We start from the raw sequence: 16,111 nt of genomic DNA, 5'->3' as shown, positions 1-16,111 counted from the left end.
TCGGAGGGCGCGCGATTGCCTGCCGACCCTAGGCCGTCACCGCCTCCCCGGCACACGCGGGGCGTGCGGCGGTGTCAGCATGGTCGTGTGCCTGACCTGCCGGACCTCGCCCGGATGCGCCGCGACTACGACGCCGGACGCTTCGGGGAGGAGGACCTCGCCCCCACCTGGCTGGAACAGTTCGACCGCTGGTTCGGCGACGCCGTGGCGGCGGAGGTCCCCGAGCCGAACGCCGTCGTCGTGGCGACCGCGGATGCCGACGGTGCGCCGGACGCCCGCATCGTGCTGATGAAGGGGTACGACGCCTCGGGGATCGTCTTCGGCACCAGCTACGCCTCGGCCAAGGGCGCGCAGCTCGCGGTCAACCCCCGCGCGGCGCTGGTCTTCCCCTGGCACCCGATGCAGCGGCAGGTGCGGCTGGCCGGCCGGGTGGAGCGGATCGGCGACGCCGCCTCCGACGACCTCTGGGACCCGCGTCCGCGCGGTGCCCAGCTGGCCGCGGCGGCGTCGGTGCAGTCGACCGTCGTCGACTCCCGGGAGGAGCTGGTCCAGCGGGTGCGGCTGCTCGACGAGCAGACGCCGGAGGGGAAGCTGCCCCGGCCGACCGCGTGGGGTGGCTACCGCGTCGTCCCGGAGCGGGTGGAGTTCTGGCAGGGCGGCGGTGACCGGCTGCACGACCGGCTGCGTTTCGTGCGCGATGACGTCGAGGGGGGCTGGATCGTCCAGCGGCTCGCCCCGTGAAGGACCCGATCGAACCGGTCGACGCAGGGGAGGCGGGGCGCGGGGTCGAGGAGCCGGTTCCCGAGCCCGCGCGCAGGCGTCGCGGGCTGGCGCTGGACACCACCCCGCTCCAGGTACCCGCCTACCGCCGGCTCTTCGGTGGGGTCGCGACGACGATGATCGGCCAGCAGATGACGCTGGTCGCCGTCCCGTTCCAGGTCTACGAGCTGACCGGGCGCTCCCTCTACGTCGGCATCACGTCGGTCGTCGCCCTGGTGCCGCTGATCGTGTTCGGCCTGCTCGGCGGCGCGATCGCCGATGTCATGGACCGGCGGAAGCTCATGCTGATCACCTCGACGGGCGCCGCCGTCACGAGCGCGCTGCTCGCCGTCCAGGCGCTGCTGCCCGGCGGGGGCAACCTGGCGATGCTCTGGGTGCTGACCGCCTTCGTCTCCGGCTTCTCGGCGGTCAACCAGCCGGCGCGCAGCGCGTCGATCCCGGCGCTGGTCGGCGCCGAGCTGGTACCTGCCGCGAACGCGCTGGCCATGACCGTGCGGCAGGCCGGGGTGATCGCCGGGCCGCTGCTGGCCGGTGTGCTGATCGGTCAGGGCGAGCTCTTCCTCACCTACGTGATCGACGCGCTCGGATTCCTCGTGGCCGCGCTGCTCCTGCGCGGCCTGCCGTCGCTCCCGCCGGGTGGGCGGGTGGCCACCCTGAAGCTCGGCGCCGCGGTGCGGGGCGTGGGGGAGGGGTTCGCGTTCCTCCGCACCCAGCCGGTGCTGCTGATGACCTTCGTCGTCGACATCATCGCGATGCTCTTCGCCTGGCCGAACGCCGTCTTCCCCGAGCTGCAGGACACCCGGTTCGCCGGTTCGCCGAACGCGCTGGGCTGGCTGTTCGCCGGGGTCTCGATCGGCGCGCTCGTCATGGGGCTGACGTCGGGCTGGGTGTCGCGGATCGACCGGCAGGGCGCGGCGGTGCTCGGCGCGATCGTGGTGTGGGGCGTGGCCACGATCGGCTTCGGGCTGGCGAGCTCCTTGTGGGTGGCGGTGTTGTTCCTCGCGATCGCGGGCGCGGGCGACATGGTGAGCGCGGTGCTGAGGTCCTCGATGCTGCAGCTGGCCGCGCCCGACGAGATGCGCGGCCGGATGCAGGGCGTGTTCATCGTCGTCGTCGCGGGGGGGCCGCGGCTGGGTGACCTGCGCGCCGGCGCGCTGGCCAGCGCGGCGGGCGTGACTGCGGCGATGGTCTCCGGCGGCATCGTGGTGGTGCTGGCGATGGTCGCCGTCGCGCTGCTGGTGCCCTCGTTCTGGCTGTTCCGGGCGTCGCGATCGTCGGAAGACCTCGAGGGTCTCTGACCGGAAGACGTGTGGCCGCACGGGCACAGCAACGAAACGAGAAAGTTCCGCCACGCGCGTCCGGTTCGGCATCATCAGCGCACTGTTCGGAATGCTCCTCTTGTTCGTGGTCCCGTCCGCGAACGCCGCGACCACCTGCAGCTCCGGCTACGTGTGCATGTGGGAGGACTACAGCTACACGGGCAGCCAGTACGTCAACCACCGCGACGGGAGCATCACGAGCAACGCGTTCGACATCAACGGCTGGACGGCGACGACGAGATCAGCTCGGCGAAGAACGCGACGAACAAGACGCTCGGCACCTACGACAACGACGACTACACGGGCACGAAGGTGTGCATCGCCCCCGGCGGGTCGGTCCCACCTTCACGACGGCCGGTCCTGCACCCCGGTTCGGATCGAGACGGCGAGCGATGACCACAGCACAGCTGCAGGCGAGCGATGTCAGCTTCCGCTACGGCGAGGAGTGGACGGTGCGGGAGGCGACCTTCTCCGTCGAGTCCCGTGAGGTGGTCGCCATCTGCGGACGCTCCGGAGCGGGGAAGTCCACGCTGCTCCACGTGGCCGCCGGGCTGGTCGCACCCGATTCCGGAGCACTCACCTGCCGTGGGGTTGGCTACGACGAACTGTCGGAGAGCCGCCGAGCCGACTTCAGGCTGCGGAACTTCGGCTTGGTGTTCCAGTTCGGGGATCTGATCCCCGAACTGACGCTCGTCGAGAACGTCGAGCTGGCCTTGCGGCTGACCGGTACTCGCAAGCGTCCGGCGCGGGAACGGGCCATGGCAGCCCTCGACCAGGTGGGTATCGCCCACCTGGCGGCCAAGCAATCGGGCTCGGTCTCGGGAGGTGAGTTGCAGCGGGCCGCCATCGCCCGCGCAGTGGTGCACGAACCCGCCGTCGTGTTCGCGGACGAGCCGACCGGGGCGCTCGACGACAAGAACTCCGAGCGGGTCGTGGAGCTGCTCTTCGACGTGGCGCGGGCGCAGGGGGCGGCAGTGCTGCTGGTGACCCACGACCGGCAGATCGCTGCGGCGTGCGACCGCATCCTGACGATCGCCGACGGGCAGCTCGTCTGATGCTCCCCGTCGTCCGGCTGGGGCTGGCTCTCGTCTTCCGGCTCGGCCGCCGGGGTCTGCAGCGGATGCTGCTCCTCGCCGTCACGTGCGGCCTCGGTCTCTTCTTCATCGTCGCCTGCGTGGCCGCGGTCCAGGTGGCCGTCGTGCAGGCGGATCGGGCCGCCATGCGTGCGCCGATCCAGGGCGACGTCACCGCGCGACCGTCCCTGGTGATGACGGAAGCGGCGGACGCATTCCGGACCATCCCGATCTCGCGTGTGGCGGTGCGCGCCACACCGGGGGCACCGACCCCACCCGGGGTCAATTCCTGGCCGGCCCCGGGATCGGTGCTCGTGTCACCGGCTCTCCAGGAGCTGATCGCGGAGGAACCGGCCGTGGCAGATCGGTTCCCCTCGGACGTCGCCGGAGTCATCGGTGAGCCCGGCCTGGTCGCCCCGGACGAGCTGTTCGCCTATGTGGCGCTGCCCGCTCTCGACCGGCCCGATCTGCAGGTCGCCAGTTTCGGCGACAGGGCCGACATCGACGGCGACTCCGTCACCGTCGTACCGATCGTGGTCGCCGCGCTGCTCCTGCTGCCCCTCGGCGGGCTCATCGCGGCTGCGACACGGCTCCAGTCCCACGTCCGCGATCAGCGCACCGCCGCCTTGCGGCAGCTGGGGGTCAGCGGGCCTCGAGCTGCGGTGGTGACAGCCGTGGAGTCGGCCACGTCCGCCGTTCTCGGCTGCCTGTTCGGGCTCGCCGTCTATGCCGTGTTGCAGCCGCACGTGGCCGGGCTGGCCGGCGTCTCGTGGTATCCGGGCGACGCCCGTCTCCCGGTCGTCGCGCAGATCGCGGTCGCCGCCTTCGTCGCGGCGTTCACAGTCGTCGTCGCGGTGCTCGGTGGGCGGAATGCCCGACGGCGCCCGGTGGCCTTCCGCCGCCTGCTCCTCGGCGGGCACGCCGCGCGGCTGGGAGGTCCCACGCTGGCGGCCGGTCTGGGCGTCATGGCGCTCGGGGCGTTCGGCCTGCTGCCACGGGGCCCGGTGGCACTGGCCGTCCTCGGGGTCGGACTGCTGATCAGCATCGCGGGGACCATCGGCGTCACGTCGGCGGTCACCGCCGCGGTCGCGGCCCGCGCCGGTCGGGTGACGTCTCCGGTGCTGCTCGTGGCGCTGCGCCGGCTCGGCACCGGCGGGCAGACGCTCCGCCGCTTGGCCGCGGGTCTCACCGTCGTGTACATCGCTCTCGGGGCCAGCCTGGGAAGTCTCACGTTCCTGGTCGGTCAGGCCGCCGTCGAGACCGCCGGCGAACGCGGGTACGACGTCCTGGCCGCGGACGCCGACGACGCAGCCGTGCAGGAGTTCCGGGACGTGCCAGGGGTCACCCGGGCCTACCAGTACGCGACCGTGGCAGCCCGCCCGGTGGAGGACACCGCCGGTGTCAGCTATTTCGGAACCGTCACCACGTGTCGAGACCTCGAAGAGCAGTTCGAGCTGGACCGCCCCTGCGCCGACGGCACCGTGTACGTCACCTCCGACGGTCGGGCCGGCGCTGCGGGTGCCGTCGAGCTCCTCTCCGCCGACGGTGATGTCGTCCTCGGCGCCGAACCGGCACCCACCGTCCTGGCCGTCGAGTCGCGTTCGGTCGTCACCTCGTCAGTGCCGGACGTGATCATGACGTCCCTGGATGACGTCGGCGCCGCCGTGGCGGGGACGGTGAACGTCCACGTCGATTTCCAGCCGTCGGAGGCGACCCGCGACCGCATCCTGCAGATCGCGTCGGCGCGCTACCCGGCCAGTCCCACCCAGGGTGGACTGGACACCGCCGTCGGGTGGTCGCCCGACGCCCTGCGTGGTCTCGTCGTCCTGTCACTGACCGCCGTCGGGGGCCTGCTCGTCGCCAACCTCGCCGTCGTGCTCGCCGACCGCGCCTCGGCCCGGCGGCAGCAGAACGCCCCCGTGATCGCGATGGGTGCCCCCGCCCGCCTGCTCCGCCGGGCGGAGAGCGTGCAGACAGCAGTCCAGCTCGGCATCGCCATCGCGGTGGCGACACCTGTCCTCCTCGCGGTCACCACGCTGATGGCCTTCGGCTCCGCTCGGTCGCCGGCGGATGCGCTGGCGCTCACGCCGGTGCTCGCCGTCGCGTCCGCGGCCCTCGTCGCCGGCTGCGCACTCCTCTCAGCCGGTTCCACCCGGTCGCGACTAGATCTCCAGGACCTGCGGCGTGCGTGACCGGCTCCGGTCGGCCCCGACTCATGCCAGGGCGTGCGCGACCACCGTCAGGTCGGCGACCAGCGCGGCGTAAGCAGCGTCGCGCGCCTCCTCGGGGGTGCGCAGGATCGCCGACGGGTGCGTGGTCGCGAGGATCCAGGTCTGGTGGGCGGCGTCCTCGTCGTCGTCCTCGGTGGGCGCGGGCGCTCCCGGAGGCGTCCACGGCATCAGCCGGCCGTGGTCCTGGGTGATCCGGAACGACGGCGAGATCAGCGACTTGGCCGCCGTCGCACCCAGGGCCACCACGACCTCGGGCTGCAGGATCGTGAGCTCGGCGTCCAGCCACGGGCGGCAGGCGCGCAGGTGCTCGGGCCGGGGCGTCTGGTGGATGCGCCGCTTGCCCTTCACGGTGTGCGAGAAGTGCTTGACCGAGTTGGTGATGTAGCTGTCCCGCCGCTCGATCCCCGCCTCTGCCAGCGCCTTGTCCAGCAGCCGACCGGCCGGCCCCACGAACGGCTCGCCCTTCCGGTCCTCCTGGTCGCCGGGCTGCTCGCCGACGAACACCACCCGCGCGGTCCCCGTACCGTCGCCGAACACGGTCTGCGTGGTGTCCTGCCACAGCTCGCACGCGCGGCACCCGGCCGCCGCGGCGCGCAGCCCCTCGAGCCCGACACCGGGAGGTGGCTCGGCCACGCCGTTGCGCTCGCTCATGGGCCGATGACACCGCAGGTCGCCTCCCGGCGCGAGGCGTACCGACCGATACGGTCGGGAGGCAGCAGGGACGACGGCAGGAGGACGGGTGCTCGAGTTCGACGGGCTCCGCAAGAGCTTCGGCGCGAACCAGGTGCTCGACGGCGTGAGCTTCGCCGTCCGGCCCGGTTCGATGTTCGGCTTCTGCGGCTCCAACGGCGCCGGCAAGACGACGACGATGCGGATCGCGATGGGGCTGGTCCGGCCGGACGGGGGCGAGGTGCGCTGGCAGGGCCGCGCTCTCGACCAGGACGGCCGCAGGCGCATCGGCTACATGCCGGAGGAGCGCGGGCTCTACCCGAAGATGAAGGTCGGCGACCAGATCACCTACTTCGGCCGCCTGCACGGCATGGACGGTCGCGCCGCCGCGACGGCCGCCGCGGAGTGGGTCGAGCGTCTGGGGCTGGCCGAGCGCCGGAACGACGCCGTCGAGAAGCTCTCCCTCGGCAACCAGCAGCGCGTGCAGCTGGCCGCCGCACTGGTGAGCCGGCCCGAGGTGCTGATCCTCGACGAGCCCTTCTCCGGGCTGGACCCGCTCGGCGTCGACTCCCTCGCCGAGGCGCTGCTCGACCAGGCGCGCGCCGGGGTCCCGGTCGTCTTCTCCAGCCACCAGCTCGAGCTGGTCGAGCGGCTGTGCGACTCGGTCGGGATCCTCGCCCGGGGCCGCATGGTCGCCACCGGCACCGTCGAGGAGCTGCGCCGCCGCGAGGCCGGCCGGCTGCTGCGGGTCGTGGTGCCCGATGCCGCGCCCGACTGGGCCGCGCAGCTGGGCGGCGTCCGCGTCGTCTCCGAGCGGGCGGGCGACACGGTGCTCGAGCTGACCGACGGCACCGACGACCAGGCGGTGCTCGCCGCGGCGCTGCGCACCGGCCGGGTCACCCACTTCGCCTGGCAGCAACCGACGCTCGTGGAACTGTTCCGCGAGGCGGTCGCCGTCCCGACCACGCAGGAGGTGGCGGCGTGAGCGGACAGAGCACGCTGAGCAGTGCGTCCCTGGTCCGGCTGGTGGCCGCGCGGGAGATCGCCACCCGGATCCGGGACAAGAACTTCGTCATCAGCTCGATCGTGATCATCGTGATCCTGCTGGGGGCCCTGGGCTTCCAGATCGCGATCAGCGGTGGGGACGACGAGAGCCGGATCGGGCTGGTCGGCGGCGGCGCCGGACTGGAGCAGGCCCTCGGGCAGCAGGGCGATGCCCTGGACGTCGACGTCACCGTGGTGCCGCTCGACGACGAGGCCGCCGCCCGGGCCGCGCTCGAGGACGACGACGTCGACGGCGTGCTGCTGGCCGACGGCGCCGAGCCCGAGCTGCTGGTCGAGGAGTCGGCCGGGGGGCCGCTGCAGGCGATCGTGCAGGGGGCGGTCGGGCAGCTGGCGCTCGCCGACCGGCTCGCGGAGGCCGGGGTGGCCGACCTGGACCTGCCCGAGGTGGGGGTGCGGGCGCTGGACCCCGACGCCGAGCAGGACGACCAGCGGATCGGCGCCGCCATCCTGGGCGTCAGCATGCTGTACGGCCTGCTGATCCTGTTCGGCCAGTTCGTCGCCCAGGGCGTGGTGGAGGAGAAGTCCAGCCGCGTGGTGGAGCTGCTGCTGGCCACGATGAAGCCCTGGCAGCTGCTGGCCGGGAAGATCCTGGGCCTCGGCCTGCTCGGTCTCGGGCAGATCGTGGTCATCGCCGTGGTCGGGGTCGGCGGGGCGGTGGGCTTCGGCCTGGTGGACGTGCCGGGGGAGGTCGTCGGCACCGCGATCGCCGTCGTCGCCTGGTTCGTCCTGGGCTACGCGCTGTACGCGTCGATCTTCGCCGTCGGCGCCTCGCTGGTCAGCCGCCAGGAGGACCTCGGCACGGTGCTGATGCCCACGACCCTCGTGCTCGTCGCGTCCTACGTCGTCGGGATCCAGGCCGCCGGCGATCCCGGCGGCACGCTGGCGCGGATCACCTCGCTGGTCCCGGGGCTCTCGCCGCTGGTCATGCCGGTCCGCCAGGCAGCCGGTGACGTCGCGCTGTGGGAGACCGCGCTCGCGGTCGTCCTCATGCTGGTCGCGATCGCGCTGGTCGTGCGGCTGGGTGGACGGGTCTACGCCGGGGCGCTGCTGCGTACCGGGGGCCGGACGAAGCTGCGCGAGGCGCTGGCGGCCGAGCGCGCCTGACGGGTTGGCTCCCGGTCGACCCGGGTAGCGCGGCGGCATGGCGATGCAGCTGGGCTACACGATGATGACCGAGCAGGCCGGGCCCAAGGACCTGGTCCGGCACGTGGTGGGGGCCGAGGAGGTCGGCTTCGACTTCGCGGTCAGCAGCGACCACTACTTCCCGTGGCTGGACGAGATGGGCCACTCGCCCAACGCCTGGGTCACCCTCGGCGCCGCCGCGCAGGCGACCAGCCGCATCCCCTTCATGACCTACGTGACCTGCCCGACCTTCCGCTACCACCCCGCGGTCGTCGCCCAGCAGGCCGCCACGCTGCAGATCCTCTCCGAGGGACGGTTCACCCTCGGCCTGGGCGCAGGCGAGAACCTCAACGAGCACGTGGTCGGCGGCGGGTGGCCGGCGGCCGACGTGCGGCACGAGATGTTCGTCGAGGCGATCCAGATCATCCGCGACCTCTTCGACGGCGAGGGCTACACGAACTTCCGCGGCGAGCACTTCGACGTCGAGTCGGCCAAGCTCTGGGACCTGCCCGACAAGCGGGTGCCCATCGGCATCGCGGTCTCGGGCAAGCAGTCCTGCGCGATCGCCGGTGAGCTCGGCGACGTGATGATCGCCGTCGAGCCGAAGCCGGAGCTGGGCGAGTACTTCGACGCCGCCGGCGGCGCGGGCAAGCCCCGGGTCGGGCAGATGCCGATCAGCTTCGGCACGGACAAGGACGCCGCGGTGCAGCGGGCGCACTCGCTCTTCCGCTGGTTCGGCTTCGGCTGGAAGGTCAACGCCGAGCTGCCCGGACCGAGCGCCTTCGACGCCGCCGCGCAGTTCGTCACCCCGGACGACGTCGCGAGCTCGATCCCGTGCGGTTCCGACGTGGAGGCGGTCATCGAGGGCGCCAGGGAGTTCGCCGACGCCGGCTTCACCCACCTGGCCCTCGTGCAGATCGGCGGGGACCAGCAGGAGCCCTACCTGGAGTGGGCCCGGAACGAGCTGATGCCGGCCTGGCGGGAGGCGTTCGGGAGCTGATCCGACGCCCTGGGACGACTGATCGGGTGACCGATCGGCCCCAGGGCGATCCCTTGGGGTGAGGTACGGCCGCCGGGGGGCGCGGATCGGCCCTCCGCGCCGCGATCATCGTCGGCATGACCGAGGACCTCGACGCGCGCTTGCGGCGGCTGCATGCCTCCGACGACGCCGACGCGCTGATCGACCTCGGCTGCGACCTGGCCGACGCCGGCCGGCAGGCGGACGCCGAGGCGTGCTTCCGCCGGGCCTTCGACCTGGGCGACACCGTCGCCGCGTTCAACCTCGGCAACTCCCTCGCCGCGCAGAACCGGTGGGAGGAGGCGGTCGACGCCTACGAGATCGCGCTGCGCGGTGGCGAGGCCGACGCCTGGCGGAACCTGGGCCTGGTGCTCGAGGACCTGGGCGACCTCGCGGGCGCGATGCGCGCCTACCGCGGCGCGGCCGCGGCCGGCGACCTGGAGGGCGGCCTCCAGCTGGCCTTCCTGCTCCGCGAGCAGGGGGAGCGGGAGCAGGCCATGGCGGTCGCCGAGGAGTTCGCCGCCGCCGGTGACGAGGAGGCCAAGGCCGTCGTCGCCTGCTGGCGCTGGTGCTCCACCCTGGACCCCGCGCTGGAGGCCGACCTGGGCGCCGGACAGCACCACTTCCCGGCCGCCCGGGCGGACCTCGCCCACCTGCTGCGCGAGACCGGCCGCTCGGTGGAGGCCCGCTCGGTGCTCGAGCGCGGTGCGAAGCTGGGCGAGCAGGTCGCCTGGCTGCCGCTGGGCAACCTGTACCGCGAGGAGCTCGGCGACGAGGAGGCGGCCGAGGAGGCCTACCGCAGCGGGATCGCCGCGGGTGACTCCTACTGCCACCAGAACCTCGGGGTCCTCCTGGCCGACCGCGGAGACCTCGAGGGCGCCGTCGAGCAGTTCCGGTTGGGCGCGGAGTCCGGTGACGCGCTGGCCGCCCAGTGCCTCAAGGAACTCGAGCGCGGCCAGTAGTCCGCGGGCTCACGACATGAGCCCGTCACCTGCGTCCCCGATACTCGGTGCGTGTCCGAAGCCACCGTGGACGTCGCCGACCTCCGTCACCACGCCGGCGGGGAACCGCCCGACGAGCGCGCCGACGAGCTTCCCCTGCGCGAGGACATCCGACTGCTGGGGCGCGTCCTCGGCGAGGTGATCGGAGAGCAGGCCGGCGCCGACGTCCTGGACCTGGTCGAGGCGACCCGCGTGGAGGCGTTCCGGGTCCGGCGCTCGGAGGTCGACCGGCTCGACCTGGCGCGGCGGCTGGCCGGACTCGACGTCCGCGAGGCCAACCACGTGATCCGGGCGTTCAGCCACTTCTCCCTGCTGGCCAACCTGGCCGAGGACATCCACCACGAGCGGCGTCGCCGGCACCACCGCCGCGCGGGATCCCCGCCGCAGCAGGGGAGCCTGGCCGCCACCTTCGCGCTGCTCGACGAGCAGGACCTGCCGGCCGACGAGGTGGCCCGTGAGCTCGCCGGCGCGCTGGTCTGCCCGGTGGTCACCGCGCACCCGACGGAGGTGCGCCGGAAGACGGTCTTCCAGGTGCAGCGCCAGGTGACCGAGCTGATCCGGCAGCGGGACCGGGCGGTCGAGGGGGACGTCGACGAGGAGTGGTCGGCGAAGCTGTGGCGCTCGGTGCTCACCCTCTGGCAGACCGCGCTGCTGCGGCTGTCCCGGCTGCGCCTGCAGGACGAGATCGACGAGGCGCTGCGCTACTACGAGCTGTCGCTGTTCGACGTCGTCCCGGCGATCAACGCCGAGCTCCGTCGCGCGATGGAGGAGCGCTGGCCGGGTGCGGGACTGCTGCGGCGGCCGATGCTGCTGCCCGGCTCCTGGATCGGCGGGGACCGCGACGGCAACCCGTTCGTCACCGCCGAGGCGGTGCGCCGGGCGACCACCCGTCAGGCCGAGACCGCCCTGACCCACCACCTCGCCGAGCTGGCCGAGCTGCGCAGCGAGCTCTCCATGTCCGACCGGCTCGTCACGCCGACGCCGCAGCTCTACGCGCTCGCCGACGCCTCTCGCGACGACTCGCCCTTCCGCGCCGACGAGCCCTACCGCCGGGCGCTGATCGGCATCTCCGCCCGCCTGGCGGCCACCGCGCAGCGGGTGCTCGGCTCGGTGCCCGGCGACGACGAGCCGGGTGCGAACCTGCCCGCGTACGGCGACCCCGACGAGCTGCGCGCCGATCTCGACGTCATCGATGCGTCGCTGCGCAGCCACGGGGCGGGCTCGCTGGCCGACGACCGCCTGCTGCGGCTGCGCGAGGCCGTGGAGGTCTTCGGCTTCCACCTCTGCGGGCTGGATCTGCGGCAGAACTCCTCGGTGCACGAGCAGGTGGTCGCCGAGCTGCTGTCGTGGGCCGGGGTGTGCGAGGACTACGCGTCCCTGGACGAGGCGGCCCGGGTCGAGCTGCTGGCCGGGGAGCTCACGCTGCGCCGTCCGCTGGTCCGGCCCGACGCGGATCTCTCGGAGGAGACCCGCAAGGAGCTCGACGTCCTGGTCGCCGCCGCAGGGCAGGTGGCGCTGCTCGGGCCCCGGACGATCCCGAACTACGTGATCAGCATGTGCGAGTCGGTGAGCGACGTCCTGGAGGTCGCCGTCCTGCTCAAGGAGGTCGGGCTGCTCGACCCGGCCGGCGAGAGCGGGCCGACCTGCCCGGTCGGCATCTCGCCGCTGTTCGAGACGATCGGCGACCTGAAGGCGGCCGCCACCACGCTCGGCGCAGTGCTCGCCCAGCCCCTGTACCGGGCGCTGCTGGGCAACCGCGGCGACGTGCAGGAGGTCATGCTCGGCTACTCCGACAGCAACAAGGACGGCGGCTACCTCGCCGCGAACTGGGCGCTGTACCGGGCCGAGCTCGACCTCGTGGAGCTCGCCCGCCGCGAGGGCGTGCGCCTCCGGCTCTTCCACGGCCGCGGCGGCACCGTGGGCCGGGGCGGTGGCCCCAGCTACGACGCCATCCGGGCGCAGCCGCCGGGTGCGGTGGCCGGCGCGCTCCGGATCACCGAGCAGGGTGAGGTCATCGCGGCCAAGTACGCCGACCCCGACCTCGCCCGGCGCAACCTGGAGGCGCTGGTCGCCGCGACGCTGGAGTCGACGCTGCTCGACGTCGAGGGGCTGGGCGAGGACGCCGACGAGGCCTACGCCCTGCTCGACGACCTCGCCGGGCGCGCGCAGCAGGCCTACCGGGAGCTGGTGCACGAGACGCCGGGCTTCGTCGAGTGGTTCCGCGCCGCGACCCCCATCGGGGAGCTGGCCGAGCTGAACATCGGCAGCCGGCCGCCCTCGCGCAAGAAGGGTGACTCGATCGCCGACCTCCGGGCGATCCCGTGGGTGTTCAGCTGGTCGCAGACCCGGATCATGCTGCCCGGCTGGTACGGCACGGGCACGGCGCTGGAGGAGTGGGTGGGCGGCTCCGACGAACGGCTGGAGCGGCTGCGTGACCTGCACCGGCGCTGGCCCTTCTTCCGCACGGTGCTGTCGAACATGGGCATGGTGCTGGCCAAGACCGACCTCGAGCTGGCCGCGCGGTACGCCGAGCTCGTGCCGGACGAGGAGCTCCGGGCTCGCGTCTTCGACCGGATCACCGCCGAGCACGAGCGGACCTGCCGGATGGCGCTCGCGGTCACCGGCGACGACCACCTGCTGGCGGACAACCCGTCGCTCGCCCGGTCGATCCGGAACCGGTTCCCCTACCTGGAACCGCTGCACCACCTGCAGGTGGAGATGCTGCGGCGGCGCCGCGGCGGGGAGGACGACGAGCTGACCGGCCGCAACATCCAGCTGACCATCAACGGCATCGCGACCGCACTGCGCAACAGTGGCTGAGCGCTGGTTCCTGCGCCGGCGGCCTGAGCCGGACCTCGAGCTGCGGGTGGCGGTCAGCGGAGCCGACGTGCGCGCCGCGGCGCTCACCCTGGGGATGCCCCCCGAGGCGCTGGCGCCGGCCGTGCACGACCCGCGGCTGCGCGTCCTGCTGGGCGAGGGGCAGGCCGCACTGGTCCGCCGGCAGTGGCACGCCGACGGGTTCGCCGAGGCCGTGGTGCTGCGGCGCTCCGGTGTCCCGCTGGAGCACCCGGCCGTCCGGGCGCTGGCCGCGGGCTGGGGCTGCGAGCGGGTCCGGCACGGCAGCACCGACCGCTGGCGCGCGGTGAGCGGGCCGGGGGAGGGCTGCTCCCTGGCCGACCGCTTCCGGCACCTCGCCGCGATCGCCGCCAGCCGGGTCGAGATCGCCGTCGGCCTGGCCCGGGACAGCGGGGAGGAGCGGACCAAGGACGACGGCAGCCCGGCGCTGGCCGCCGACGAGGCGGCGCACGCCGCCGCCGTCGCCGTGCTCGGCGGCCTCGGTGTGCCGGTGTTGAGCGAGGAGAGCTCCGACCGCCCCGTGCGCGACGGCGAGCCCTGGATCGTGCTCGACCCGCTCGACGGCACCGGCAACTTCTCCGCCGGTCTCCCGCCGTGGGCGTTCTCCGCGGCGCTGGTGCGCGAGGGGGTGCCGGTCGCCGGTCTGGTCGCCGACCTCGCCTCCGGCCGGCGGTGGACCGGTATCAACGGCATCGGGGCCCAGCGCGACGGCGTGCCGATCGCGCCGCGGCCCGGCAGCACCGTCGTCGTGCCCAGCGGCCCGTCGGGGAGGACGGTTAACGTCCCCTCCACGGCGCGGCGGGTGCGGGTCACCGGCTGCACCGCGGTCGACCTGTGCCTCGTCGCCGACGGTGCGGCCGCGGCCTGGCACGACCTGGACCGGAGCGGTACGCACGTGCACGACGTCGCCGGGGGGCTCGCCGTGCTGCTCGCCGCCGGTGGCGCGGCGCTGGACGCCGACGGCCGGCCGCTGCGGCTGGAGCCGGACACCGAGCGGCTGATCCGTTTCGTGGCCGCGTCGTCCTCCGAGGAGGCGACAGCACTGATCGCGGCCGTCGGCTAGCGGGCGGCGGCCGCCCGCACCGCGGCGAGCAGGGCCTCGCGTTCGTGCATCGTGGTGCGGGCCCGCCCCCGGGTGGCGCCCAGGGCCTGCTCCGCGGCGTCGATGGCCCGCCAGTCCTCCAGCAGCACCGGCTCCGCTCCGCGGGCCTGCAGCGTGTGCACCAGGTCGTCCACCGGACCGCGCACCCGCAGCGTCCCGTCCGCGGCATCGGCGAGCAGACCGGCCACGGTCTCCCGCGCGTCGTGCTTGTTGTGCCCGACGACGCCGCTGGGCCCGCGCTTGATCCAGCCGGCCACGTACTCGCCGGGCGAGGGGCGCCCGTCGCGCAGCACCCGGCCGTCCTCGTGCCGCACGGTCCCGGACCGCTCGTCCACCGGCAGCCCCGGCAGCGGGGTGCCGAGGTACCCGACCGACCGCACGACCAGGTCGGCGGGGAGCACCTCCAGCTCGCCGGTGCCCACCGCGCGACCCTCGTCGTCGACGGCGGTGCGCTCCACCTCGATCGCGGTGACCCGGTCCTCGCCGATCAGCCGCACCGGCCGGCGGAAGAAGCGCAGCCGCAGCGGCACGTGCCCCGGTTCCGGGCGGTGCTGCGACCACTCCTTCAGGACGGCGAGGTTGCGGGCGACCGCGCGGTCGGCCGCGACGCGCTCGGCGGTGGCCGGGTCCAGCTCCAGCTCGGCCGGGTCGACCAGCACGGTGGCCCGGGCCAGCTCGCCGAGCTCCCGCAGCTCCTGGGTGGTGAAGGTGGCCTGCGCGGGGCCGCGGCGACCGAGCACGGTGACCTCCTCGACCGGCGCCGCGGCGAGCGCGTCGAGCACGTGCTGGGGCATGTCGGTGGGCTCGAGCTCCTCGGCGGTGCGGGCCAGGACGCGGCCCACGTCCAGGGCCACGTTGCCGACGCCGATCACCACGACCGACCGGGCGCGGCGCAGCGCCGACTCCACCGTGGCCCGGTCGGCGTCGGGGTGCCCGCAGTACCAGGAGACCAGCTCGGTGGCGGCCAGGCTCCCGGGCAGGTCCTCCCCGTCGATGCCCAGGTGCCGGTCCAGTGCCGCGCCGTAGGTGTAGACGACGGCGTCGACGTGCCGGCGCAGCTCGTCGAGGGTGATGTCGGTGCCCACCTCGACGTTGCCCACGAACCGGACCAGCGGGTGGTCGAGGCTGCGGTGCAGGGTGTCGCGGATGGCCCGCATCCGGGGGTGGTCGGGCGCGATCCCGTGCCGGACGAGACCGAAAGGGGTGGGCAGCCGGTCGATCAGGTCGACGGCGACGGGGACGTCCTGCTGCCGGGTGAGCGCGTCGGCGGTGAAGATCCCCGCGGGGCCGGCGCCGACGACGGCCACCCGCAGGGGATGGTCGGCCGACGGGGACGGGGGAGCAGCTGCGTCGTCGGCCACGACTGGCATCCTGACCCGGCCGGGGCCACTCCACCAGGGCTGGCGTCCGGGTCGTTCCCGTTCCCCTCGCCCCAGGAGGCCCCGTGTCCGTCGTCGTCGTCGCCACCATCACCCCCCGGCCGGACGCGGTCGACGCCGTCCGCGAGGCCGTGCTGGCCGCCGTTCCGCAGGTCCACGCCGAGTCGGGCTGCGAGAAGTACGCGCTGCACGAGGGCGAGGGCTTCTTCGTGATGATCGAGCGGTGGGAGAGCGTCGAGGCGCTGCGGGTGCACGGCAAGGCCGAGGCGCTGACGAACCTGGGTGCCGCGATCGGCGACAAGCTGGCCGCCCCGCTCGACGTCCGCTACCTGGAGGCCGTGCCGGCCGGTGACCCGGACAAGGGCGCGCTCTAGCTGTCGTGACTACGGACGTTGTTGACAGTCGGCGTGGTGGCTTGATCACGAAGGAGACCTCCGGAAGGAGTGGCGATGTCTGACGTCCCCACTCCCGACCGGAGGTCTCTATGGCTCACGCT

The 16,111-nt window shown here is 73.6% G+C and carries 14 protein-coding genes; 12 read left to right on the top strand and 2 right to left on the bottom strand.

The window, feature by feature from the left end; translation table 11 throughout:
• Positions 1 to 87 precede the first annotated feature (87 nt).
• The 5 genes from pdxH (at position 88) to DQ237_RS18925 (ending at position 5,364) form a co-directional block, all read left to right on the top strand.
• Complete coding sequence (gene pdxH, locus DQ237_RS18945; protein ID WP_240619751.1) at positions 88 to 741, top strand: pyridoxamine 5'-phosphate oxidase; 654 nt, start codon at positions 88 to 90, stop codon at positions 739 to 741.
• Positions 738 to 2,078: an MFS transporter gene (locus DQ237_RS18940; RefSeq protein WP_205730294.1), complete on the top strand. Its 1,341-nt coding sequence runs from the start codon at positions 738 to 740 to the stop codon at positions 2,076 to 2,078. Before pdxH ends, DQ237_RS18940 begins: the two co-directional genes overlap by 4 nt.
• A 91-nt stretch (positions 2,079 to 2,169) precedes the next feature.
• Positions 2,170 to 2,586: a peptidase inhibitor family I36 protein gene (locus tag DQ237_RS20665; protein ID WP_113801706.1), complete on the top strand. Its 417-nt coding sequence runs from the start codon at positions 2,170 to 2,172 to the stop codon at positions 2,584 to 2,586.
• A complete protein-coding gene (locus DQ237_RS18930) occupies positions 2,492 to 3,154 on the top strand; it encodes an ABC transporter ATP-binding protein (protein ID WP_113801705.1) in 663 nt (220 codons plus the stop codon). The genes DQ237_RS20665 and DQ237_RS18930 overlap by 95 nt, the downstream gene beginning before the upstream one ends.
• The gene (locus tag DQ237_RS18925) at positions 3,154 to 5,364 is read left to right on the top strand and encodes a hypothetical protein (RefSeq protein WP_113801704.1); all 2,211 of its coding nucleotides are present in this window, start codon (positions 3,154 to 3,156) and stop codon (positions 5,362 to 5,364) included. The genes DQ237_RS18930 and DQ237_RS18925 overlap by 1 nt, the downstream gene beginning before the upstream one ends.
• 21 nt (positions 5,365 to 5,385) lie before the next feature.
• Here the strand turns inward: DQ237_RS18925 and DQ237_RS18920 are convergent, their stop codons facing one another.
• Complete coding sequence (locus DQ237_RS18920; protein ID WP_113801703.1) at positions 5,386 to 6,054, bottom strand: UdgX family uracil-DNA binding protein; 669 nt, start codon at positions 6,052 to 6,054, stop codon at positions 5,386 to 5,388.
• Positions 6,055 to 6,142: 88 nt separating this feature from the next.
• Between DQ237_RS18920 and DQ237_RS18915 the strand changes: the two genes are divergently transcribed.
• The 6 genes from DQ237_RS18915 (at position 6,143) to DQ237_RS18890 (ending at position 14,197) form a co-directional block, all read left to right on the top strand.
• Positions 6,143 to 7,057, top strand: a complete 915-nt coding sequence (locus DQ237_RS18915) for an ABC transporter ATP-binding protein (RefSeq protein WP_113801702.1) — start codon at positions 6,143 to 6,145, stop codon at positions 7,055 to 7,057.
• The gene (locus tag DQ237_RS18910; RefSeq protein WP_113801701.1) at positions 7,054 to 8,241 is read left to right on the top strand and encodes an ABC transporter permease; all 1,188 of its coding nucleotides are present in this window, start codon (positions 7,054 to 7,056) and stop codon (positions 8,239 to 8,241) included. The genes DQ237_RS18915 and DQ237_RS18910 overlap by 4 nt, the downstream gene beginning before the upstream one ends.
• A 37-nt stretch (positions 8,242 to 8,278) precedes the next feature.
• Positions 8,279 to 9,259 (top strand): TIGR03557 family F420-dependent LLM class oxidoreductase, encoded by a 981-nt coding sequence (locus tag DQ237_RS18905; protein ID WP_113801700.1) that lies wholly within the window; start codon positions 8,279 to 8,281, stop codon positions 9,257 to 9,259.
• A 116-nt stretch (positions 9,260 to 9,375) separates the two neighbouring features.
• Entirely contained in the window at positions 9,376 to 10,239 is an 864-nt protein-coding gene (locus DQ237_RS18900) for a tetratricopeptide repeat protein (protein ID WP_113801699.1), read from the top strand.
• 51 nt (positions 10,240 to 10,290) lie between these two features.
• Complete coding sequence (ppc, locus tag DQ237_RS18895; protein ID WP_113801698.1) at positions 10,291 to 13,098, top strand: phosphoenolpyruvate carboxylase; 2,808 nt, start codon at positions 10,291 to 10,293, stop codon at positions 13,096 to 13,098.
• Positions 13,091 to 14,197 carry an inositol monophosphatase family protein gene (locus tag DQ237_RS18890; protein ID WP_113801697.1) on the top strand — a complete coding sequence of 369 codons (1,107 nt, stop codon included), beginning with the start codon at positions 13,091 to 13,093 and terminating at the stop codon, positions 14,195 to 14,197. The genes ppc and DQ237_RS18890 overlap by 8 nt, the downstream gene beginning before the upstream one ends.
• On the opposite strand, the gene DQ237_RS18885 is transcribed toward DQ237_RS18890, so the two are convergent.
• Positions 14,194 to 15,597, bottom strand: coding sequence for an NADP oxidoreductase (locus DQ237_RS18885; protein ID WP_113801696.1), 1,404 nt, complete (start codon positions 15,595 to 15,597; stop codon positions 14,194 to 14,196). The genes DQ237_RS18890 and DQ237_RS18885 overlap by 4 nt on opposite strands.
• 83 nt (positions 15,598 to 15,680) lie before the next feature.
• Between DQ237_RS18885 and DQ237_RS18880 the strand changes: the two genes are divergently transcribed.
• Positions 15,681 to 15,989, top strand: coding sequence for a putative quinol monooxygenase (locus DQ237_RS18880; protein WP_113801695.1), 309 nt, complete (start codon positions 15,681 to 15,683; stop codon positions 15,987 to 15,989).
• The last annotated feature ends 122 nt before the right edge of the window (positions 15,990 to 16,111 follow it).

The organism is Blastococcus sp. TF02-8, assembly GCF_003319175.1.
Classification (GTDB): Bacteria; Actinomycetota; Actinomycetes; order Mycobacteriales; family Geodermatophilaceae; genus Blastococcus.
This window is presented reverse-complemented; position numbering and strand designations above follow the sequence as displayed.

Bases quoted from the DNA above. Each gene is read 5' to 3' on its own strand.
- DQ237_RS18930 (WP_113801705.1), top strand. From the start codon at position 2,492: ATGACCACAGCACAGCTGCAGGCGAGCGATGTCAGCTTCCGCTACGGC.
- DQ237_RS18905 (WP_113801700.1), top strand. From the start codon at position 8,279: ATGGCGATGCAGCTGGGCTACACGATGATGACCGAGCAGGCCGGGCCC.
- DQ237_RS18900 (WP_113801699.1), top strand. From the start codon at position 9,376: ATGACCGAGGACCTCGACGCGCGCTTGCGGCGGCTGCATGCCTCCGAC.
- DQ237_RS18920 (WP_113801703.1), bottom strand. From the start codon at position 6,054: ATGAGCGAGCGCAACGGCGTGGCCGAGCCACCTCCCGGTGTCGGGCTC.
- DQ237_RS20665 (WP_113801706.1), top strand. From the start codon at position 2,170: ATGCTCCTCTTGTTCGTGGTCCCGTCCGCGAACGCCGCGACCACCTGC.
- DQ237_RS18925 (WP_113801704.1), top strand. From the start codon at position 3,154: ATGCTCCCCGTCGTCCGGCTGGGGCTGGCTCTCGTCTTCCGGCTCGGC.